We start from the raw sequence: 22,378 nt of genomic DNA, 5'->3' as shown, positions 1-22,378 counted from the left end.
CGGCGCGTCCCGAAGGTCCGCCCGGCGCCGGCAGGCCTCCCGATGGGGCGTGGGACGCGCTCACCGACCAGCCGATCCGCGTCGGGCTCGCGGCGAGCGTCGAGAGCGTCGTCGTGTCGGCGAGGGGTGCGTTCTCGCTCACGGTCTACTCGGGCGCTGCCCGCCGCCTGCAGGCGTCCTCGGGCGAGGAGTGGACGTTCGTCGGCACCGACGCGGGGATCACCGCGCGTTCGAGCGGGGGGCAGTCCCTGGAACTTGCGCAGGGGACTGTGAGGCTACGCCCCGAAGCGCCGGCGGCGATGGTCGTGAACGGCGTCGCCTACCGCGGCGAGATCGAGGTGTACCCTGCCGCCCCGGGCTCGCTCACGGTCGTGAACGTCGTGGGCATGGAGGCGTATCTCAGGGGCGTCGTGCCGGGGGAGATCGGCGCCCGGTCGCCCGCTGAGATCGAGGCGGTGAAGGCACAGGCCGTCGCGGCGCGGACGTACGCCGCGGCGTCGAGCGGCGGCCGGGCGGCCGGGGACTTCGACGTGCTCGCGACGATCGCCGACCAGCTCTATCAGGGCGCCGACTTCGAGGACCCCGTGTGCGACCGGGCGATCCTCGAAACGGCGGGCCTTATCCTCACGTTCGCCGGGCGGCCCGCGCACACGTACTTCCACTCCACGTGCGGCGGGCGCACGGCGGCGCGGCACGAAGTGTGGGAGCTCGGCGAGCTTCCGTACCTTCGCTCGCTGCCGGACGGAGGCGGCAGAGCGTCGCGCCCGGATGACGCCTGGTGCAGGAGCTCTCCGTCCTTCACGTGGACGGTGTCGTGGACGGGGGATGAGGTCGCGCGGCTCGTGCGAGGGCAGCTTCCCGCCGTGGCGTCAACGCCGGTGCGGGAGCCGATCGGCGACATCGTCGGTCTCGCAGCCACCGAGCGTTCGCCTTCAGGACGCGTTCGGTGGCTCGAGGTGCGCACGACCTCGGGGACGTACCGCGTCTTCGGCGACCGCGTGCGCTGGCTGCTCCTGCGACCCGACACCGGTGGGATCCTGCGCAGCGCGTGGTTCGATCTCGATGTGAAGACGAGCGGCGGGCGTGTCGTGCGCGTCACGGCGAGGGGCAGGGGCAACGGGCACGGCGTGGGCATGTGCCAGCACGGGGCCCTCGGCCAGGCCCGCGCCGGGCGTTCCTGCGAGGAGATCCTCGCGCACTACTACCCGGGCACGGCGCTTGCTCGGTTGCGGGACGTCTGGTAGCCGGCGGCAAGAAGGCGGTTGACAACGCCCCTCGCCGCTGGTAGATTCTCGGAGAGCCTTGCGGGGTCGTAGTTCAGCTGGTTAGAACGCCTGCCTGTCACGCAGGAGGTCGCGAGTTCGAATCTCGTCGGCCCCGCCACTTGCCTGAAGGCCGCCGGTGCGACTGCCGGCGGCCTTCGCCGTGTTCGGTGTGCGGTTGCTCACCGAGGCAGGATGCGGCCCTCAGAGGCTCGGTGCTCCTGAGTGCTTGACCCGCCGGCTCTCTTGCGGTATACTCTTGTCCGAGCTGGATGTGGACGGTGGGGTTGTGCAGCACCGTCCCGGAGGAGTGGACAGGTGGTCGTGCCGCCGGCCGACAGGAGGCGGGCCACGGCGGCGAGCAATGCAGGGGGAGAGTGTCCCGGAACGAGAGACCTTCTGAGCGAGGAGGTTGTCCATGCGGTTTGTCACAGTGCTCATGAGCCTGCTTCTCATCGCCGCGGTCGTCTTCCCGGCCGCCGCGGACACGAAGGAGAAGCCCGAGGGGCCCGTGTTCCAACAGACGCGCGGCCTTCTGAACTGCTCGAACGCGATCCCGATCCAGTGCGGCGTGCCGGTGACCGGCACGAACGCGGGCCTCACCAGCAACGTCCTGCTCTACAACGGGTGCGCATGGAACGAGGGCGGCGGCGAGGTCGTCTACACGTTGACGCTCCCGGGTCCCAACGTGTGGTCATTCACCGCGACGCTGTCGAACTACACGAACGATCCCGACGTGTTCATCCTGTCGGCATGCGACGAGGCGACCAACTTCGGCAATCCGTTCTGCGGCCACATCTCGACCACAGTGTCCATGGTCCCGGCGGGCACCTACTACATCGTGGTTGACCAGTATGGCACCGCGCCGACGTATCCGGCCACCTGGACGCTGACCGTCACGTGCACTGAGACCACTCCGCCGTGCTGCCCGTTCCCGCACAACTGCTACTTCCTCGATTTCAACCAGGGCCCGAACGGCTGGTACAGCCGGCCGTGCGGCAGCGGACCGGTGCCGTGGGCGTGGGGCATGCCCGTCGGGTCGGTCCCGACCGTGGCATGCAACGGCGTGCCGAGGACGAACGTGCTCATCACGAACCTCGCCGGCAACTACCCGAACTCGAAGGGCGAGGCTGCCGTGGTCGGGCCGTTCACGATCACGCCGGACTGCAAGTGCCTCGAGCTGTGCCACTACTACTACATGGAGACCTGGGACGGCGGCAACGTGCGGGTCTCGACCGACGGCGGGACCACCTGGACGCGCATCGCGCCGGCCGGGGGGTACCCCGGTGTCGTGTACAGCGGCGCCACCTCGATCCAGTGCCTGACGCCCAGCGAGCCGTGCTTCAACGGGAACAGCACGACGTTCGTGCGCCACTGCTTCGACCTGACCCAGTACGTCGGCCAGACCATCCACGTCGGGTTCTTCTTCGGGTCCGACTCGTCGGTCAACTACCGCGGCTGGGCGATCAAGTGGCTCAAGATCGGCGGCGCCGAGCCGTCGCCGGTGGAGGACGGAAGCTGGGGCACGATCAAGGCCCTGTACAGGTAGCCTTGCCGGTTCCACAGGAGTCTGCAGTACAGGGACGGGCCCGTTCGGGCCCGTCCCTGCTTGTTGACGGGCCTGGGACCGCCTGCTAGTCTCTCTGCTTACGCTCACATCGCGTGTGCCGCCGTACCCGGGGAGGGTCACGGGTTCCATGCTGCTCGTAGCCATCCTTCTCGCAGCCTACGTCGCCTACGGCATCCTGGAGTACCGCGCCCACCTGAGGAACCTCCGCGCGATCCCCATCAGGGTCCACGTGAACGGCACGAGGGGCAAGTCGTCCGTGACACGGCTCATCGCGGCCGGCCTCCGGGCCGGGGGCATCCGCACGGTGGCGAAGACGACTGGGTCGGCGGCGCGGTACATCCACCCGGACGGCACCGAGGAGCCCATCCCGCGCGCCGGCCCCCCAAACGTGAGGGAGCAACTGGAGATCGTCCGCCGCGCCAGACAGGAGGGCGCCCGGGCCATCGTCATGGAGTGCATGGCGGTCATGCCCGAGCTTCAGGTGGTGTGCGAGCAGCGCATCCTGCGCTCCACGATCGGCGTCATCACGAACGCGCGGCCCGACCACCTTGACGTCATGGGGCCGACGGTGCGCGACGTGGCGATCGCGCTGTCCGGAACCACGCCCGCCGGGGGAGTCCTGTTCACCTCCGAGCACGAACGGCAGGCCGTCTTGGCCGCGGCCGCGCGGGAGCGGCGGGCGGAGTTCCGCGAGGTGGAACCGGCCGCATTCGGGACGGACATCACCTCGGGGTTCGGCCACGTCGAGCACGCGGACAACATCGCGCTGTCCCTCGCGGTGTGCGAGCGCCTCGGCGTCCCGCGCGAGACCGCGCTCTCGGGCATGCGGACGGCCGCGCCGGACGTCGGGGCGCTCACGATCCACCGCGTGCGGGAGGCGGGCAAGGAGATCGAGTTCGTCAACGGGTTCGCCGCGAACGACCCCGAGTCGACGGCGGCCATCTGGCGCGTGATCGTGCCCGAGGGCGACCGCTCGCGGACGGTGATCGGCGTCGTCTCGATGCGGGCCGACCGCCACGATCGCGCGCGGCAGTACGGGCAGATGCTCGGGAGCGACCTCAAGGCAGATCGCTTCATTCTTGCCGGGGCGCTTACGCATCCTGTGCTCGCCGGCGCCCGCAGGCGGGGCGTGCCGGACGAGGCCTTGATCGATATGGCGGGCTGCTCCGCGGAGCAGATCTACGCGAAGATCCTGGAGTTCACCGAGGCGCGCTCGCTCGTCGTGGGCGTCGGGAACATCGGTGGCGTCGGCGGCGAGCTCGTGGGGCTGGTGAAGGCGAGGAGCAGGCGGGCGTGACGCCGTGGCCGAGACGGTCGGACCGCGAGCCTCCCGCCCGGCGGAGATGGAGGAGGACGTAGGCGAGTGATACCCGTCGCGATCGGCATCGGCCTTCTCATGAGCCTGATCTTCTCGGAAGCGTTCGGCCTTGCGGCCGGCGGCATGGTCGTCCCCGGCTACATCGCGCTGGCGCTTGCCGAGCCCTGGCGGGTGGTCGGAACGGTCGCGGCCGCGATCGTCACCTTCCTCGTCGTGAGGCTCCTCGGGCGCCTCATGCTCATGTACGGCCGGCGTCACCTCGTCCTCGCGATCCTCATCGGGTTCCTCTGCGGGCACCTGACGAGAGTGATCTTCGGGCGGCCCGAGCTGCCGGAGATCCTGAGCTTCGAGGCCATCGGGTACATCATCCCGGGGCTGCTCGCCTACTGGATGGAGAAGCAGGGGGCGGCGAGGACGCTCGCGGCCATGGTCATGGCCGCGGTCCTCGTGCGGCTGGCTCTCATGGTCGCGGTCGGAGGGGTGCCCATTGAAGTACCAGCCTGGTAAGGTACACGTCGCCTCCCTCGCGGCGCTCGCAGCGGTCGGTGTGCTGCTTCTCATCGTCGCCGAGAGGGCCAAGGCGCCTGCCGTGCAGCCGCACTTCGCCGAGAAGAGCGAGGCGGCCGCGAGGGCCGAGCGCGCGCTGCGCGTGATCAGGGCGGAGCGCCTGGCCGCGGGGCTTCCCATCGATCCTGTGAACGACCCGGCCCAGACGGGGCTCGTGGGGCTTCGGTTCTCGCTCATCACGACGGACCGCGGCTCGCCCGAGCAGAAGCTCCGCGCGCTGGACCCCAATCTCGCGGCCGTCTTCGTCGAGCTCCTGCGCGACGCCGACGTGCGGAGGGGGGACCATGTCGCCCTCGGGATGACGGGGTCCTTTCCGCTCCTGAACGCCTGCGCGATCATCGCCGTGGAGACGGTGGGCGCGATCCCCGTCATCGTATCGTCGGTGGGCGCGTCGATGTGGGGCGCGACCGACCCGGAGCTCACCTGGCTCGACATGGAGAGCGTGCTCGTGCGTGAGCGTGTCATCTCCCACCGGTCGATCGCTGCGTCGCGGGGGGGCGGCGATGATGCGGGGCGGGGGCTCTCGGAGGAAGGGCGGGCCCTCGTGGACGCGGCCATCGCGAGGAACGGCGTGACGCCGATCGTCGAGCGCACGCTCGACGCGGCCATCCGGCGCCGGATGGAGGTGTACGCGGGCGCGGTGGGCGATGATGGATACCGCGCGTACATCAACGTCGGCGGCGGGCTCGCGAGCTTGGGGAGCGCGCAGGTCGGGCAGCTCGTGCGCCCCGGGCTGACGCGGCGGCTCGCCACGAGGCACTTCCCGCGCCGTGGGGTTCTCGCGCGGATGGCGCAGCGCGGCGTACCGATCATCCATGCCCCGGGGGCCGACGCGCTCATCGCGCGCTACGGGCTCTCGGGCGAGATCGCGCCGACGGCGGCGGTGGGCACGGGGGCGGTCTTCTACCAGGATCGCTACAACACGCCGCTCGCCGGTGTGCTCGCGGTCCTCTACGGCTTCCTCATCTTCGCGGTCGTCCGGCTCGACCTCAAGCACTACATCTTCCGGCGGCCCGCTCGCACGGAGGCACCATGAGGCTCGGTCTCGCCGTCGCGCTCTTCGCGGGCGCGCTCGCCGCGGGCTCCGCGGCGAGCGCTGCGTCGTCGACGCCCCAGTGGAGGTCCGTCCCACTGACGGGCTACGCCTCGCGTTCGGCGCTCATGGTCGACGGCACGCAGGCGACGTATCACCGATTCGACGCGACGCGGGCCCTCTCGTTCTCGGTCAAGGGGCCGAAGCGACTCAAGGTGCTCACGCGGCTCGTCATCCCGAACAGCAGGGAGAAGGACTCGTACTCCGTCTCCGTGGTCCGCGACGGCGTGGTGGTTCAGACGCGCGACTTCGACACGGTTCCTGCGGAGCGGGCGTTCTACGTCGTGCTCGACAGCGTCCGCCCTGGTGTCGTGCGGCGGCTCTACATCGACGTGCCGACGGGCCGACACTCCTACGAGCTTCGGGCCGGTGGGCTCGCGCGCGTGGACGCGAGGGTGTTCGCGTCGTCGAGCGGGGATGCACCCCAGGCCGGCATCGCGCCGCGCGGCGGCGCGCCCGTCGAGGTGCTTCTCTCGGGCGGCAAGGAGCTGGCATACCACGTGCTCAGCGCCGTCGCGCCCATCGTGGTTGACGTCGTCGGTCCGACGACCGTCAGGGTGAACACCCGGCTTCTGTTCGACCTGGGGGCGACGAAGCGCGAGTCCTACGCGATCGGCGTGAGCGAGGCGGGCGGCCATGAGGTGCTCTACAGGATCGAGGCCGGACCGTCCACGAGCGTCCTCTGCCGCGACCGGTCGGACGTCGTCCCGGGCGCGCTTCGTCACATCAGCATGGAGGTGGGTGAGGGGTCTCACGCCTTGGTGTTCCGGCTCGCGGAGCCGCCCGCGGGGCGCGTGGCGCTGAGCTTCAACATCCCACGCGGGGACGTGCGCGATGCTCCGTGACGGGGCGGCCGCGCTCGCGCTTGTCCTCGCGCTCCTCGCCGCCGCGTCGCCGGCGGGCGCCGCCAAGCTCGTCCCGGACGGTGCCGTGACGCCGGTCGCCATCGAGATCTCGGGCGCCCTGTACCGGTACTATCCCCTGGCCGCCGGGCGGCCGATCACGGTCACGATGCAGGGCCCCGCGTCGTTCGAGGCCATCGCGCGATGGCGGTTCGACCCGAGGACTTCGGGGGTGGGTGCGGACGCGGCGAGCGCGCAGCCGAGTCCAGTGGACGTCGAGGTCGAGCTCAGCCTGGACGGGCGGGCGCGGACGAGGCACGTGTTTCGTGCCGCCGCCGGGACCGCGTCGTACCCGAACATCCCGGGGACGCGAGCGGGCAGGCCGGTGCGCCTGACGCTCGACGGTGGCATCCCGCAGGGCAGACACGTGGTCAGCTTGACGCTCGTGCGCCCGACGGACGGCGTCCTCGATCTCAACCTGCTCTCCGCGGCGGTCTCGGTCCCCGGCCCTCGCACGAAGCTCGGCGGTTCGTTCAGGCTGGGCGTCGCGTACGACTCGAACCTGTTCAGGTACTCCGATGCGGACATCGACGACCTCCTCGACGGCGAACGCCCCGACCGCTTCCCCATCGAGTCCGCCGACGACGTGCGGTTCGAGCCCGGCGTATCGGTCTCCCTCGTGAGGGAGGAGCCGGGCGCGCGAAGCACGGCCCTCACGCTCGGCGCGGACCTCAGGCTCGCCGCCGTCAACACGGAGAAGAGCTTCGCAAGGCTCAGCGCCCGCCTCGTGGAGCGCCGGCATCGGGTGGCGTACTTCTCCCTCGGCTATGAGGCGATCCCCGACTATCACGTCCGCGCCCTGTGGGACGCCGACGCGGATGGGACGGGAGGTTACCGCGCGTGCAGCTTCGCCAAGCAGGGCTTCGGCGTGGAGATGGGGAGCGACCGTTCGCTGCCCGTTGACGTCGCCGGGCACTGGAAGTACGAGCAGTACTGGTACGACCCGGCGTTCGTCGAGTACGACGCCAGGGTGATGACCGTGGGCGTCCGGGGCACCGTCCGCCCCCGCGCCGGGCTCAGGGTGGATCTGGGGTACTCACTCAGGCAGTCCGCGGCGAAGGGATATGACGAGCCAGGCGAAACCCGAGGCATGTCCGACGACAGCGACACGACCTACGATCAGGACCAGTACGAGGTCCATGTCAGGCTGGCCGCGGGCGAGCTCTGGGGCCGGGAGGCCATCGTGCGGTTCCGCGGGGCGGTCGCCCGCAGGTTCTACCTCACGGAGAAGAGCCGGGCGGACGACCCGTACCACGCGGGGCGGGACGACACGTACTTCACGCTTGCGGGCGGTGTGGAGCTCAGGCTCACGGAGAGAGCCAGCGTCGAGCTCTTCGGCGAGCGGAGAACGCGCGAGGCGCACTCCGACGCTGTGCCGGACATCGGGGCGACGAAGGACTTCGAGGCCTACAGACTGGGGGTCAGGCTCTCAGTGGAAGGGGTGCACTTCCTTGACTGGACGCATAACTGATGGTATAATCAGAAGTAAGCGCCGTCCGGGGTGGTTGGGCCGGGTGGGGGGCGCCGTTGCGCTCTTCGTCGTCGGGGCGATCCTGGCGGTGTTGACCGGGTGCGCGCGCCGAGGAAACCCGGCCGACGGCGGGGACTCGACGGGGTATCGCATCGTAGGGACCGCCGCGATCGCCGGGTACGCCCAGGACGTGAAGGTCGCCGGCGACATGGCCATCATCGCGGCCGGGCAGCAGGGACTCGTCCTGGTGGACGTGGCCGACCCCGCGGCGCCCGGCGTGCTGGGGAGCGGGCCGATCCTCTTCGACGCGAGCGGCTGCGACTACGCGCCGACGGACCGGATGGCCTACGTCACCGACGGGAGCGTGGGAGCGGTCGCGTTCGACGTTCGTGATCCGGCGAGCCCTGTCTACCTGACCTACTGCCAGGGCACCCGCGCCCGCGATCTCGAGATCATCGAGGCCACGCCGGGGCTCCTCCACTACATCTTCGCGGCCGACGGCGAGGGCGGGTTCAGGATCTGGGAGATGCGCTACTACCCCGCGTATCAGGCGTGGTTCGGCAACGGGGTGTACCAGGGCGACACGCAAGGGAGCGCGCGTGGAGTGTGCCTCTACGGAGGCAAGGCGTTTGTGGCGGCCGAGCAGCTCGGGCTCGTGCTGTTCGACGTGACGACCCCGACGAGCGCGGCGCGCCTCGGCGGCGTTGATACCCCAGGCGAGGCGCGGGGCGTGGCCGCCGCGGGGAACTACGCCTATGTGGCGGACTGGCGGGCGGGCGTCCAGGTGGTCGACGTGTCCGACCCGACGGCGCCTGAGATCGTGACGACGATCGAGACGAGAGGCAACGCCGTCACGGCCTTCTGCCGGGACGACATGCTGTACGTGGCCTGCCACACCGGCGGGCTCCAGGTGTTCGACGTGAGCGACCCGCCGGCGCCGACCGCGGCGGGCTCGCTGGCGACGCCGTACGCCAACGCGGTCTTCGTGACCGACACGCACGTGTACATCGCAGACAGGGACTGGGGGCTTGTCATCGCAGAGGAGGAGTGACCGCGCGCCCGTGGCCCGGCGGCCACGGCATCGGGCGGCGGCTTCGGGGGAAGGAGAGAACGGTGAGACCTGGGAACGTCACGCTCGCGCTCTGCATCGTGGTCGCGCTGTCGGCCTCCGCCGCAGCCAGGGAGTGGCTCGAGATCGCCAGCCCGGTCGAGGAGGGACCCGCGGCGCGCGTGCTCGCGTCGGGCGTGGACGGCGTGCGCCTCGAGGTCGAGGTCCCCGGCGTGTTCGTGAACGAGCGACAGGGCGGGCGCCTCGGCGCCGTGGACCTCGCGCTCCCCGGCGCAACGACCATGCAACAGCCCGGTCTTCCTGATCTCCCCGTGCTCTCCTACCTGATCGCGGTTCCCGCGACCGGCGGGGTGGAGCTTGAAGCGCGCGTCATCGGCGAGCGCGTCGTCTCGGGCCTCGATGTCGGGCCGGCGGCGCCCTTCGCCAGGGTGGGCGAGGAGCCGGCGGAGGCGGTCGCCGATCCCGGGTTCTATGGCACGGATGCGGTCTACCCGTCGGTTGTCGCCTCGGTCGGTGAGCCGGCCGTGATGCGGGACCTCAGGCTCGTCCAGGTGCGCGTGTTCCCGGTGCGCTACAACCCGGTGGAGCGCGCGCTCGTCGTCGCGGAGCGTGTCGAGGTGGATCTGCGCTTCACGGGCGGCGAGGGCGCGAACCCCAAGGGGGTCGAGCGTCCGTTCCGCTCGGAGGCCTTCGAGCCTCTCTACAGCAGTCTCGTTCTCAACTACGACAGCCTGCCGCGTGCCGAGGTGAGGCGGGGGACCTATCTCATCATCACGCGCGACGCGTTCGCCGCGTCGATCGCGGAGTTCGTGCAGTGGAAGCAGCGGCGTGGCATCGAGACCGTCGTGGTCCTGCTCTCGCAGATCGGCGCGAACCCCACCGCGGCCGACGTGAAGGCCTTCATCCAGACCGCGTACGACACCTGGGAGAGCCCGCCGGACTACGTGCTGCTCGTGGGCGACACCATGGCGAGCGGGGGCCCGCCCATCCCGTGCTTCTACGTGCAGGGGACGACGATCCTGGATGCGACCGACCACCCGTACGCCGAGCTCGAGGGGGGCGACTACTTCCCGGACGTCATGGTCGGGCGCATGTCGGTCTCGAGCACGACCGAAGCGGTCGTGGCGTGCCTGAAGGTCCTCTCGTACGAGCGCGACTGCGACGCGGCGAACAACGACTGGTACACGCGGTCGCTCGCGGTCGCCGGGAACTACGCCACGGGCGCCCGCATGACCTCGCCGCGCCAGACGGTCCTCAGGATCGGGGAGATGTTCCTTCAGCACGGGTACGCGCAGGTGGACACCATCTTCTACCCGCCCGTGACCTCGTCCGTGCCCATCAGGAACGCCATCAACAGCGGCGTGTCGTTCGTCAACTACCGCGGGTGGGCGAACGCGGACGGGTGGGAGTATCCGGCGTTCTACAGGACCGACATCGACGCGCTGTCGAACGGGAAGATGCTCCCCGTCATGACCAGCATCGTCTGCGGGACCGGGAACTTCGACCGCGGGCCGCAGCCGTGCTTCGGCGAGACGTGGATCCGCTCCGGCACGCCCTCGGCTCTCCGGGGAGGACCGGTCATGACCGGTCCGACCGAGTGGAGGACGTCCACGAAGTGGAACAACGCGATCGATGCCGGCATCTACCAGGGCATCCTGAACGAGGGTCTCGCGCACTTCGGGCAGGCCCTCCTCCGCGGGAAGATGGAGGTCTATCGGAACTTCCCGCTCGACACCGCGCGGGTGCAGGACGTGGAGTTCTACTTCAACGTGTACAACACACTGGGCGACCCCCACCTCCAGCTCCGCACGGCGGCGCCGAAGCAGCTCGTCGTCTCGCACAGCCCGACCGTGGCGCTCGGCGTGAACCGGCTCGTCGTGACTGTCACGGACGCCGAGGGGGCGCCGGTGCCTGAGGCCGAGGTCATCGTCTGGAAGGAGAACGAGTCGTACGAGGTCAGGGCGCTCCGGGGCGCGCGGACGATCTCCGTGCCACTGCTCGCCTCGACGGCCGGGGACGTGCGCGTCACGGTCAACGCCGTCAACTGCAAGCCGTACGTGGGCACGGTGACGGTGGTGCAGCAGGCCACGACGGTCGGGTGGCACGCCCACGCCGTCGACGACGACGCCGTGGCGCCTTCCAGCGGCAACGGTGACGGCGTCGTGAACCCGGGTGAGCGGGTCGAGCTGGCCGTGACGCTCAAGAACTACGGGACCGCGGGCGCGACCGGCGTGACCTGCAAGCTCGTGCCAGTCTCACCGTCGGGTGTCGTCGTGGTTGACGGCAGCGCGTCGTACGGCGCGATCGCGGCCGGGGCCACCGCCCTGGGCGACGCGCCGTTCGTCTTCGACATGCCCGGGGGGATCGCGAACGGCACCGAGCTCCTGTTCTGGCTGTTCGTGCGGACCGCGTCCGAGCAGTCGTGGACGAGCGAGGTGCGGCTGACGGCAGGAGCGCCGCTCCTCGAGTTCGTCGTCGCGGTCGTGGCCGACGGCGGGGACGGTGTGCTCGACCCGGGCGAGTCGGCCACGCTCACCGTCACGCTGGCGAACCGGGGACGGCTGGCCGCGGGCTGGCTCTCCGGAGCCCTCGTCGGGCCGACGAGCGGGCTCTCCGTCACCGACGCCTCCGGGTCGTGGGGGACGATCCCGCCCGAGGGCACCGGATCGAACGCGTCGAACACGTTCTCTGTGAGCGCGGCGTCCGGCGTCGCGATCGGCCACGAGTTCACGATGATCCTCAACCTGTCCGGCCCCGCAGGGCTCTCGCAGTTCGTGACCTTCCCGCTCGTCGTCGGGACGCCGACCTCGAGCACTCCCCTTGGCCCGGACGCCTACGGGTACTTCGCCTACGACAACACCGACGCCGCGTACGGCGAGAAGCCGACCTACTCGTGGGTCGAGATCGACCCGGCCTACGGCGGCTCCGGAACGGACCTCGGGCTTGCGTTCGAGACCATCGTGACCGTGCCGCTGCCCTTCACGTTCAGATACTACGGCCAGGACTTCGCGGACATCTCCGTGTGCTCGAACGGCAACGTCGGGCTCGGCGTTGCGCCCGTGTGGGAGCACCAGCCGAGGAACACGGTCATCCCGTGCCCGCTCGGGCCGGACGCGATGATCGCGCCGTTCTGGGACGAGCTCGTGCCGGCGTACGTGGACTCGCTCGGAAACCCGATCGGCCACGGCGCCGTGCTCACGAAGTACTTCCCGGACGGGCGGTTCGTTGTGGAGTGGAGCCGTGTGGGGACGTTCTACAGCACGGGCGGGGGCTACCAGACCTTTCAACTCATCCTCTACGACCCAGCGCTGCACCCGACGGCCACCGGCGACGGCGAGATCGTCTTCCAGTACCACACGATCGCCGACGTGGAGCCGGAGAACCGGAGCACGGTGGGCATCGAGACGCCGGACCAGTGCGGCGGGCTCCTGTACTCGTTCTTCGGCGTGAGGCCGGCGGCCGCGGCGCCGCTCGCGGCGGGGCGGGCGATCAAGTTCACGACGGACCCGCCGGACCCGTACCCGTCGTCAGGCGTCCCCGACGACGGCTTCGCGGCCGGCAGGGTCGCCATCGATGGCGTGCGGCCGAATCCGTTCAACCCGCGCGCGGTCGTCTCGTATCGGCTGGCGGAGCGGGCGGTCGTCGACCTCGCGGTGTTCGACATCTCCGGCCGACGCGTGACGACGCTGGCGAGCGGCGAGATCGCCGCCGGATCTCACGAGGCGGCGTGGGACGGGACGAACGACCGGGGCGAGGACGCGGCGAGCGGCGTGTACTTCTGCCGCCTCTCCGCGCTCGGCGAGGAACGGTCGTGCAAGATGGTCCTCATGAAGTAGGGAGGCGCGGATGCCGGCGAGAAGAGACTGTCGGGGGAGTGCCGCCGCTCGGCACGCGGCCTGCGCGGTCGCGTGCGTCATGCTGATCGTTGGGGCCGCGCCCGGGCCCGCGCTCGACGACCGGTATCACACGTTCGGGGAGACGGAGGCGGCGCTTGCGGCGGTGGAGGCGGCCTACCCGTCCATCGCGAAGCTCGTGACCCTCGGCACGACGGGTACGGACGCCCTCCCGATCTACGCCCTCAAGATCTCCGACAACGTCGCCGACGACGAGGACGAGCCGGTCGTGCTCTACAACGGCGTGCACCACGCCGAAGAGGTGATGGGCCTTGAGACGTGCCTGTGGATGATCGACGAGCTCACCACCGGGTACGGCGTGAACGACACGATCACCGGGTGGGTGGACGACTGCGAGATCTGGTTCATCCCGCTCTTGAACCCCGATGGGCACAGCGTCGTGACGGCAGGCGTGGACACGACCTGGCGGAAGAACAAGCGCGACAACAACGACAACGGCGTGTTCGACCTCACCTACGACGGCGTGGACCTCAACCAGAACTACGACTGGAACTGGAGCCAGGGTGGGAGCGGAACCCCGGCGAACGAGTACTACCGCGGTCCCGCGCCGTTCTCCGAGCCCGAGAACCGCGTGATCCGCGACTTCTGCCTCGCGGAGAAGCCCGTCTTCGCCGTCAACTACCACAGCCCGAGGAGCTCCGACGGCGACTGCGTGTACTACCCATGGTACTGGCCGGGCTACGGGTTCGCGCCCGACCACGCCGTCATCTACAACGTCGCCGCGGGGCTCGCGTCGCGCACGAAGACCGAGGCGGGCGTGAGCTACACGGCCGTCTACGGCTTCGCCACGAGCGGGCGCGCGCGGAACTGGCAGTACGGCGCGGTCGGGACGATCGGGTTCGACCAGGAGATCCTGAGCAACCTCTGTCAGCCGGCCGGCGCCCGCGTGGACGGCATCTGCAGGAAGGTGGCTCGGGGCGCGCGCTACCTTCTCGACCGCACGCGCGGCCCCGGCATCACCGGACGCGTGACCGACGCCGGGACAGGCGACCCCATCGTGGCGGAGGTCAAGGTCGTCGAACTCGCGTCCGCGCTGCTGCATCCGAGGACCGCCGAGCCGCTCTACGGCCGGTACTGGCGGATGCTCATGCCGGGGACCTACACCGTGCAGTTCTCGAGCCCCGGGTACGACACTCAGACCGTGAGTGGCGTTGTCGTCGGCGCGGCGGGCCTGACCGGAGTGGACTGCGCGCTCGAGGCGTGGGCGGGGGTGCCGGACCACGCGTCGCTGTCGCCGAGGATCACGCGCGTCGCGCCGAACCCGACGGGGCAGGGGACGGCCGTCGAGTTCTCGTCACCGACGACGGGACCGGCGACCGTTGAGATCCGCACCGTGGGCGGCCGCGCGGTCGCCACGCTCACGGCGGACAGGGCACCGGGCGGGTTCGGCAGGGTCCTCTGGGACGGGCGCGGGGCGGACGGCGCCCGCGTCGCAAGCGGCGTGTACCTGGCAAGGCTGCTCACCGACGCGGGGACGGACGAGGCGAAGGTCGTGGTGACGCGATAGCGTCCCCCGCATCGCTCTCCCTGAGCAGCAAGCCACGCGAGGCACCACGCAGTCGCCGGCCCGAGCGCGCAGCCCGGGCCGGCGATGCGTTGTGGGTCTGTCGTGGCGCCCGCCGCACGGACGGGCGGCCGCCCGTGCACTGAGGCCCCCGAGCCCTACCTGATCAGGAGCATCTTCCGGATCCCGACGTCCGTTCCCGCCTCGACCCTGTACAGGTAGACGCCCGCGGCGACATCGCGACCGGACGCGTCGCGCCCGTCCCACAGCGCCGTGTAGCGGCCCGCCGGCAGCTCCTCGTTGACGAGCGTCGCGACCTCACGGCCACCGACCGTGTAGACCGTGAGACTCGTCCTCGCCGGCGCCGGCAGGTCGAACGCGATGGCCGTGCCGCGGCCGAACGGGTTCGGCGCGTTCTGCTTGAGCGCGAACACGAGCGGCACGGGGCCGTCGTGGACGCCGGTCTGCGACAGATCGAGCGTGATGGTCACGATGTCGTACGTGTCGTACCGGCCGCCGGTCGACAGGTGGAGGTCGAACTCCACGAGTTCGCCGGCGGGGGTCGCGCCGACCGCGATCACGAACGGCGAGCCGGCGTTCGTGCCGGTGGCATTGCTCGCGATGTTCCCGAAGGACGAGGTGCCGTTCACGATGCTCACGCCCGGGTCGGACGTCGTGAGGACGCCCGTGACCCCGGAAGCCGTGCCCGTGCCTCCGTTTCTCACCGTGAGGACCAGGTTCACCGTCTCGAGCGGCTCCGCGTGGCCGTCCCCGTCGCCGCCGGGCGGCGCGTCGCCGACCGCCTGCGCGGTCACAGCGAGCCACACGGGTGTCTGCAGTGGCGGCTCCGTCGTGAACTTGATCGCCTGACCGCTCACGATCGGCGCGGAGTTCGGGTCGTAGTACCCGTCGTACGCGTACTGGATCCCGACGGTCTGCGTCGGGTTCTCGATGCCCACGGTCGCCGTGCCGGGCATCGCCGCGACCTTGTACTGGAAGATGATGATGCCGTCCCCGGTCGCGGTCGGGTGGTGCGCCGGGTCGAGCAAGATGAGCTGGAAGGTCTCGGGGTTGCCGGCCCCGTAGTGCGGGATGCCGTCCCACTGGATGATGTACCTGCGGTTTGCGGAGTCGTGCCAGTGGTAGATGTCTCCCGCCCCGCCGAACGTCGTCCCTGGGTTGAGGTCGTCCCAGAGCGGGGCGATCATCGCGTGCGGACCGTAGGCGTCAGGGATCTGGTTGTTGTACCCGCGGCGGTAGTCCTCGACGCCCATGGAGACGAACCCGTTCGAGCAGGTGGAGATCTGCGTGTAGTTCGTCCCGTAGTACTTGAACGTGAAGGGGAGGCTGTACGTCGTGATGGCGTCATCGCTGTCGGTGATGGCGGTGATCTTCGTGCCCGTGCCGACCAGCTCCACCCAGCTGTACACCGGCGCCTGGCCGGTCCACCCGTCACCTGTGTCGTACGCGTAGTAGCCGTAGGCGTCGGGGCCCGTGGGGCCTCCCTCGACCTGACCGGGCAGCGTCAGCGTGAAGGGGATCTCCTGCGCGTACCGGGCCTCGTCGCCTGACGCTGTCAGCGTGAACGAGACCTCATGGCCCTGGAGCGCCCCGGGGCTTGCGCTCACCCTGAACGAGTTGCCCACGGTGCTGGCCGTTCCACCGCCTGCCGCGATCGTCCCGAACGCACCCTCGCCGTCCGTCACCACGACGTACTGGTCGTCGGCGCTGAGCGCGCCGGTGGCGCCGCTCAGGCCCACCGTCCCGTCGTTCCGCAGCGTGACGACAATCCACGCCGTCTCGCCTGGCTCCAGCACGCCGTCGCCGTCGCCCGTTCCGCTGTCGTCAACGACCGTGCTCACGAGCGCAAGGTAGGGGCCGTTGGCCATGATGGCAGCGGATCCCTCGTAGGGGTGGAGGTTGTGCCCCGCGGCGGTGATGTACAGCGTCCCGGCCTGGGGCGCGTTGATGGCGAGCGTGACGAAGCCCTGGTCGTTCGTCTGGCCGACGGTGTAGACGCCCGCGGGGGAGTAGGCGCAGACGGTCGCGCCGTGCACCGGGTTCCCCGAGGACTGCACCTGCACGACGACATTGCTGGCGCCGAGGGGCACGGTCGTCGGATGCGAGACCGACAGCGCCTTCGGCGTGTCGGTCCACATGTCGAGCGCCGGGTCGGCCTGGCAGTTCCACTCCTGGTACTCGGTCTGATTGCCATACGTGACGTAGAGGCGATACTTCCCGTACGCGAGCACAGCGCTGACCGTCCGGATCTTGAGGTTGAACCATGCGTCGAAGATGCCCTGGTCCACGACGCTTCTGAGGTGCGCAACCCCGGTCGCAACGCGCGAAGTCGCAAGGAACCCGACGGCGCCCTTGGGCGCCGCGACCGTCCCCGCGCGCATCCAGGTCTCACATGGGCGAGTGTCGTAGTCCCAGAAGTTCGCGCTTGCGCAGGTGGCGGAGACGACGACCGGGAGCTTGTACCCCGGGTTCGTCTGGTTGGGGTCGCAGTCGAACGGCGTGTACCAGTTCGAGACGCCCTGGCCGCGGTAGTTGAGCACGACGCGGCCGTTGGTCACAGCGGCGTACACGTGGCTCTTGTTCGACCCGTTCCTCTCGAACAGCGTGTCGATCTGCGCGAAGCCCTCGGCCTGGAGGAGGTTGTACGCAAACCAGGTGTCGGCGAAGTAGATGGCATCGGACGCGTCCCAGTCCTCGTTGACGATCAGGCACCCCTTCTTGAACCAGGTCGTGTCGGTCATGTACGGCGTGCGCTGGTAGTTGAGGGTCTTCGCCACGAGGAGGTCGCACTGCGTCACGGTGTCGCACGAGAGCCGGCCCACGTACACGTCAACGAGGTAGTCCGAGCCCGCCAGCTTGGCGTAGAAATCCTCGATGCTGCCCGTTCCCACCGGAAGCTGCTCGTGGTCGCCGACGAGGAGCACGTAGTCCGGGCGGACCTGCCAGCTGTCGTAGGCGTTCTGGAGGTAGGCCTTGATGCTGGCGGCCGTCGAGCCGATGACCGACAGCTTCGCGATCTCGACCTCCATGCCCGAGCGGTGCTTCCACTCGGCGAGCCCCAGAATGCTGGGGTAGTACACGTCCGGTGTGATGATGACGTACTTGCCTCGGCCGTCGTTCTCGTACCCGCGGGTGCGCACGGCGCCGTAGTTCAGCACGAGCGACTCGTAGAGGGGCTCGAACGACCTCGACAGGGGGCGCACATCGGTGAGGACGTTCTCGCCGCCGCGCCCGGAGCAGGTGATCTCGACAACGGCCCTTCTGAGGATGCGTGCCTCGCCTGCGGCAGCGTTGTATTGAAGAGGGTAGACACGCAGCGGCACGACGCGGAGGTCCCTCATGATGGCCGGCTCGCCCACGGTCACGCTCTCGCGGGGAAGGAGCTCGTTGGCGGCGTATGCGGCGGCGTCGAAGGCGACCGGATCGCTCGCGGCGCGGTCAGCAGGCTGCACGGGGACGAGCGACATGCCCGTCCGGGTCTCGTAGGTGGCGTCGAGGATGCGGAACGAGACCTCGCCTTCGGGCTTCACGGCCACAAGGCCACCCGCGACCGCGGTGAGGGGCTGCCCCAGCTCGCCGAACTGCTCCGCGCCTGGGATGCGTGCCACGTCGTAGGCGCGGCCGCCCATGTCGGCCCGCTCGAAGAGGGGCTCGGGGACCACGATCTCGACGACGTTGCGCGCCGTGCCGGACTCGAGGACGCGGAGTTCGAGCGCGGCAGGGGCCTGCGGCGCAGCCGCTGCTTCGGAGGTAGCCGGCGACGGGAGCGCCGCGACGAACGCCAGAAGGGAGAGGGCCAGCCATCTCGGGCTGCGCCGCGGCAAGCACGATCTCAGGACCATTGCGACCTCCTCGGTGCTTCTCGTCTGCGAGGACACGCCCGGAACCCCGGGCCGCCCGCTTGCGGGGCGGCCATCCCGGACCGCGCAGTTCGGCCTATTCCTGTATATGGTCTCACTTTAGCACACTTCGGGGGTGCGCGTCCACCCATTCCCTCGCGATGGCCGTAACACAGCGGGGCCCGCCTTCCGGCGGGCCCCGCTGCAAGACTCAACGCGCTCCCAGGCCAGGGCCGCCTTGCTACCTGAAGAGCGACTTGATGCTGCTCCACGTCCCGTCCTCGACGGGCGTGTCCTCCTCGAGCCGCACGACGAAGGTACCGTCGTTGTTCCCGACGGCGTTGAAGCTGTCGTCCACGAGGAACGCGTAGAGCCACCCCGTCTCGTGGATGCGGAAGGTGATGGTCTCCCCAACGTCCAGGACGTCGATGATCGGATGGCGCCCCGTCCCGTACTCGCGGTAGAACACGCACACGCCGTCGAAGAACCCGTCACCGGAGCCGTTGGTAGAGGCGTCCCCCGTCACGGAAGCCGTGTAGCGCGTCCCCGGAATCAGGATGATCTTTGCCGATCCGAAGTCCTCGAGCCCGAGGCAGTTGAACACGCCGTCCACTGTCAGCTCGAGTCGTTGCTCGCGACCCCCGGGGGTGAGCGTGACGGTCATGCTCCCGAGGTTGTCGGCGACGTCCTTCAGGGTCTTGTCGGCGAGGAATGCGTAGAACCCTGCGGATGTGGCCGTGAATGTGAACTGCTCCGTCTTGGGGAGATACTTGACCATCGGGTGATTCGGCCTCGACTGGTCGTAGTAGTAGCAGAAGACGCCGTCGTACACGGACAGGGAGTTCGGGTTGGCCTGGGCGTTCCCGTCCACGGTGACCGTGTACGTGAGCCCGGGCGTCACCGCCGCGTACGCCCCTCCTGTCTGCATGAGGCCGATGCAGTTCTTGTACGCATCGACGGTCAGTTCCTCGGCGGCCGGGGCGGTCGTTGCGCACATAGCCAGGGTAAGCGCTGCAAGGACCATCAGATACCGGTGGGTCATGAGCCTCAACGCCTCCTTCACGCCGCATCGGACACAGCAGATCGGTCCCGTGCGACCCCGGCGACCGACCACTCGGGCACGTATCAACACCAGCCACTTTACCACACTCTCCTCAATGGGTCAAGCGATTGGGCGGTCAGCCTTGCCCGGTCGTCAGTTCTGTGCTATGCTCAAAGTCCTAGGCTGGTGTCAGAGAGGAGCCGCGACATGAAGAGCGCCGTGCTGAGAGTCCTGCCCGCCCTCGTGGCGGGCATCTGCGTCTCTGGGCTGGTCGTCGACGCCTTCGCCGACCCGCCCGCGTCCTTCGACCTCCGGAACGTCGGCGGGACGAACTACGTCACGTCGGTGAAGAGCCAGTCGGGGGGAACCTGCTGGACCCACGGAGCCATGGCGGCGATCGAGGGGAACCTCCTCATGACCGGGGCGTGGGCCGCGGCGGGGGAGACAGGCGAACCCAACCTGGCCGAGTACCACCTCGACTGGTGGAACGGCTTCAACCAGCACAACAACGACGACACCGTCCCGCCCACGGGCGGCGGCCTCATCGTGCACGAGGGCGGCGACTACATGGTGACGACGGCGTACCTCAGCCGGTGCGAGGGCGCCGTGCGGGACGTCGACGGGCAGTCGTACTCGACGCCGCCCCTCCGCAGCGCTCCCGGCTATCACTACTACTACCCCCGCCGGGTCGAGTGGCTCGTCGCCGGTCCCGACCTCTCGAACATCAACGCCATCAAGCAGGCCGTCATGACCTACGGCGTGCTCGGGACCTGCATGTGCTACGACTCATCGTTCATCAGCGGCTACATCCACTACCAGCCGCCCTCGAGCGAGCTTCTCCCGAATCACGCCGTGGCCATCATCGGCTGGAACGACGCGAAGGTCACGCAGGCGCCTCAGGGCCCCGGCGCGTGGCTCGTGAAGAACAGCTGGGGGGCGAGCTGGGGGTTCTCCGGGTACTTCTGGATCTCCTACTACGACAAGTGGGCGTGCCAGGAGCCGCAGATGGGCGCGGTCTCGTTCCAGGACGTCGAGCCCCTTTCGTACCAGCACGTGTACTACCACGACTACCACGGGTGGCGCGACACCATGCCGGGGACGACGGAGGCCATGAACGCGTTCACCGCCGGGCGCGATGAGCTGCTCAAGGCCGTGAGCTTCTTCGTCGCCGACGAGGACGTCACGTACGCGGTCAGGATCTACGGGAGGTTCGAGGGAGGCGAGCTCCTCGACGAGCTCGCGAGCGCGACCGGCGTGCTCGCGCACGTGGGATTCGAGACGGTCGATCTTCCGTCGCCTGTCCTTCTCAGGCAGGGGGACGACTTCTTCGTGTACCTGTCCCTCTCGCACGGCGGCATGCCGTACGACAGGACGTCGGATGTCCCCGTGCTTCTTGGGGCCAGCTACCGCACGATCGTCGAGTCATCGGCGAGGCCGGGCGAGAGCTTCTACAGGAGCGGCTCCGTGTGGAACGACTTCTACTACTACGACGACGGCGCCTGGACGGGGACGGGCAACTTCTGCATGAAGGCGCTCACGGTCGACGCGGGGCTGTCGGTCACGCCGACCTCGGGCGCGACGTTCGACGGGCCGGTCGGCGGGCCGTTCGGTCCGGCAGGCGTCGACTACGAGATCGCCTACGGGGGCGGCGCCGTGAGCTACGAGGTCACGGTGGACCCGTGGATCCCGTGGATCACGCTGTCAGGGCAGACCTCCGGGACCCTCGTGCCGGGCGTGCCCGCAACCGTGACGGTCGCGGTCAACGAGAACGCCGCCCTGCTTCCGGCTGGCGGGCACATCGCGACCGTGCGCTTCACGGACCTCACGAGCCACATCGGCGATACGTCACGGGAGGTGCTGCTCGTTGTCGGGGGCGCGGCCCTGCAGTACGAGTGGAACCTCGACACCGATCCGGGCTGGGCGACCGAAGGCCAGTGGGCGCGGGGCGTTCCCACGGGCGGCGGCGGGCAGTACGGCGGCCCCGATCCGACGAGCGGCCACACCGGCTCGAACGTGTACGGCTACAACCTCGCGGGTGACTACCCCAACAGCATGCCCGAGTATCATCTGACGAGCACGCCCATCGACATGACGGGCCTGCGCGGCGCGCGGCTCAGGTTCTGGCGGTGGCTCGGCGTCGAGCGCGGGATCTACGACCACGCGTACGTCCGCGTGAGCGCCGACGGCACGAACTGGACCACGGTCTGGGAGAACCCGTCGAACGTGTCGATCGAGGATACCTCGTGGCACCTGATGGACCTCGACATCTCGGCGGTCGCCGACGGGCAGCCCTCGGTCTATCTCCGGTGGACCATGGGGACGACAGACGCCGGCTGGCGGTACTGCGGCTGGAACATCGACGACATCCAGGTCGTGGCCGTCGCCGAGGTGCCCGCCGGGATCGACGACGCGGGCGCGCTCACGCGGCTCGTGCTGCACCCCGCACGCCCCAATCCCTTCAACCCCGCGACGACGATCTCGTTCGCGCTGCCGGACGCCGGCCAGGTCGACCTGGCGGTATTCGATGTGAGCGGCCGCCGCGTGGCGACGCTCGCAGACGGGTTCCTGTCCGCCGGCCCGCACAGAGTCGTGTGGGATGGAACCGACGCCCGCGGGCTGGCCGTGGGATCCGGCGTCTACTTCGTGCGGCTCGAGGCGGACGGAAGCGCGGCGACGAGGAAGATGCTGCTTCTGAAGTAGTATCACCAGATTCGCAGTTGTTGATGAGGCGGGTGGAGCCGGACCCTGCGGGGTTCGGGCTTCGCCCGCCTCTTGTTTTGCGTGGTTGGAGTTGGGGGTGTAGAAG

13 protein-coding genes and 1 tRNA gene are annotated in these 22,378 nt (G+C 69.5%); 12 read left to right on the top strand and 2 right to left on the bottom strand.

From position 1 onward, the window contains the following. From FJY74_07165 to FJY74_07115, 11 genes are all read left to right on the top strand, one after another. A partial coding sequence (locus FJY74_07165; GenBank protein MBM3308087.1) for a SpoIID/LytB domain-containing protein occupies nucleotides 1-1,244 on the top strand: 1,244 nt, incomplete at its 5' end. A 62-nt stretch (nucleotides 1,245-1,306) separates the two neighbouring features. Continuing rightward, a tRNA-Asp gene (locus FJY74_07160) sits at nucleotides 1,307-1,383 on the top strand. Nucleotides 1,384-1,680: 297 nt separating this feature from the next. After that, nucleotides 1,681-2,811, top strand: a complete 1,131-nt coding sequence (locus tag FJY74_07155; protein MBM3308086.1) for a hypothetical protein — start codon at nucleotides 1,681-1,683, stop codon at nucleotides 2,809-2,811. A gap of 148 nt (nucleotides 2,812-2,959) precedes the next feature. Continuing rightward, the gene (gene pgsB, locus FJY74_07150) at nucleotides 2,960-4,129 is read left to right on the top strand and encodes a poly-gamma-glutamate synthase PgsB (GenBank protein ID MBM3308085.1); all 1,170 of its coding nucleotides are present in this window, start codon (nucleotides 2,960-2,962) and stop codon (nucleotides 4,127-4,129) included. A 66-nt stretch (nucleotides 4,130-4,195) separates the two neighbouring features. Beyond that, on the top strand, nucleotides 4,196-4,657 hold the full coding sequence (pgsC, locus tag FJY74_07145; GenBank protein MBM3308084.1) for a poly-gamma-glutamate biosynthesis protein PgsC: 462 nt from the start codon (nucleotides 4,196-4,198) through the stop codon (nucleotides 4,655-4,657). Next, nucleotides 4,638-5,753 (top strand): poly-gamma-glutamate system protein, encoded by a 1,116-nt coding sequence (pgsW, locus tag FJY74_07140; protein ID MBM3308083.1) that lies wholly within the window; start codon nucleotides 4,638-4,640, stop codon nucleotides 5,751-5,753. The genes pgsC and pgsW overlap by 20 nt, the downstream gene beginning before the upstream one ends. Further along, nucleotides 5,750-6,655 carry a hypothetical protein gene (locus FJY74_07135; GenBank protein ID MBM3308082.1) on the top strand — a complete coding sequence of 302 codons (906 nt, stop codon included), beginning with the start codon at nucleotides 5,750-5,752 and terminating at the stop codon, nucleotides 6,653-6,655. Before pgsW ends, FJY74_07135 begins: the two co-directional genes overlap by 4 nt. Next, the gene (locus FJY74_07130; protein MBM3308081.1) at nucleotides 6,645-8,183 is read left to right on the top strand and encodes a hypothetical protein; all 1,539 of its coding nucleotides are present in this window, start codon (nucleotides 6,645-6,647) and stop codon (nucleotides 8,181-8,183) included. Before FJY74_07135 ends, FJY74_07130 begins: the two co-directional genes overlap by 11 nt. Before the next feature lie 43 nt (nucleotides 8,184-8,226). Further along, complete coding sequence (locus tag FJY74_07125; protein MBM3308080.1) at nucleotides 8,227-9,234, top strand: hypothetical protein; 1,008 nt, start codon at nucleotides 8,227-8,229, stop codon at nucleotides 9,232-9,234. Between the two features lie 62 nt (nucleotides 9,235-9,296). Then, on the top strand, nucleotides 9,297-13,088 hold the full coding sequence (locus FJY74_07120) for a hypothetical protein (protein MBM3308079.1): 3,792 nt from the start codon (nucleotides 9,297-9,299) through the stop codon (nucleotides 13,086-13,088). A gap of 79 nt (nucleotides 13,089-13,167) precedes the next feature. Next, nucleotides 13,168-14,673, top strand: a complete 1,506-nt coding sequence (locus FJY74_07115) for a carboxypeptidase regulatory-like domain-containing protein (protein MBM3308078.1) — start codon at nucleotides 13,168-13,170, stop codon at nucleotides 14,671-14,673. A 155-nt stretch (nucleotides 14,674-14,828) separates the two neighbouring features. Here FJY74_07115 and FJY74_07110 read toward each other — a convergent pair whose 3' ends face one another. Both FJY74_07110 and FJY74_07105 read right to left on the bottom strand, forming a co-directional pair. After that, nucleotides 14,829-18,515, bottom strand: coding sequence for a hypothetical protein (locus FJY74_07110; protein ID MBM3308077.1), 3,687 nt, complete (start codon nucleotides 18,513-18,515; stop codon nucleotides 14,829-14,831). A gap of 256 nt (nucleotides 18,516-18,771) precedes the next feature. Beyond that, nucleotides 18,772-19,572, bottom strand: coding sequence for a hypothetical protein (locus FJY74_07105; GenBank protein MBM3308076.1), 801 nt, complete (start codon nucleotides 19,570-19,572; stop codon nucleotides 18,772-18,774). A 207-nt stretch (nucleotides 19,573-19,779) separates the two neighbouring features. Here FJY74_07105 and FJY74_07100 point away from each other — a divergent pair, with 207 nt between their 5' ends. Next, complete coding sequence (locus FJY74_07100) at nucleotides 19,780-22,272, top strand: T9SS type A sorting domain-containing protein (protein MBM3308075.1); 2,493 nt, start codon at nucleotides 19,780-19,782, stop codon at nucleotides 22,270-22,272. The last annotated feature ends 106 nt before the right edge of the window (nucleotides 22,273-22,378 follow it).

The organism is Candidatus Effluviviaceae Genus I sp. (assembly GCA_016867725.1).
Classification (GTDB): domain Bacteria; phylum Joyebacterota; class Joyebacteria; order Joyebacterales; family Joyebacteraceae; genus VGIX01.
This window is presented reverse-complemented; position numbering and strand designations above follow the sequence as displayed.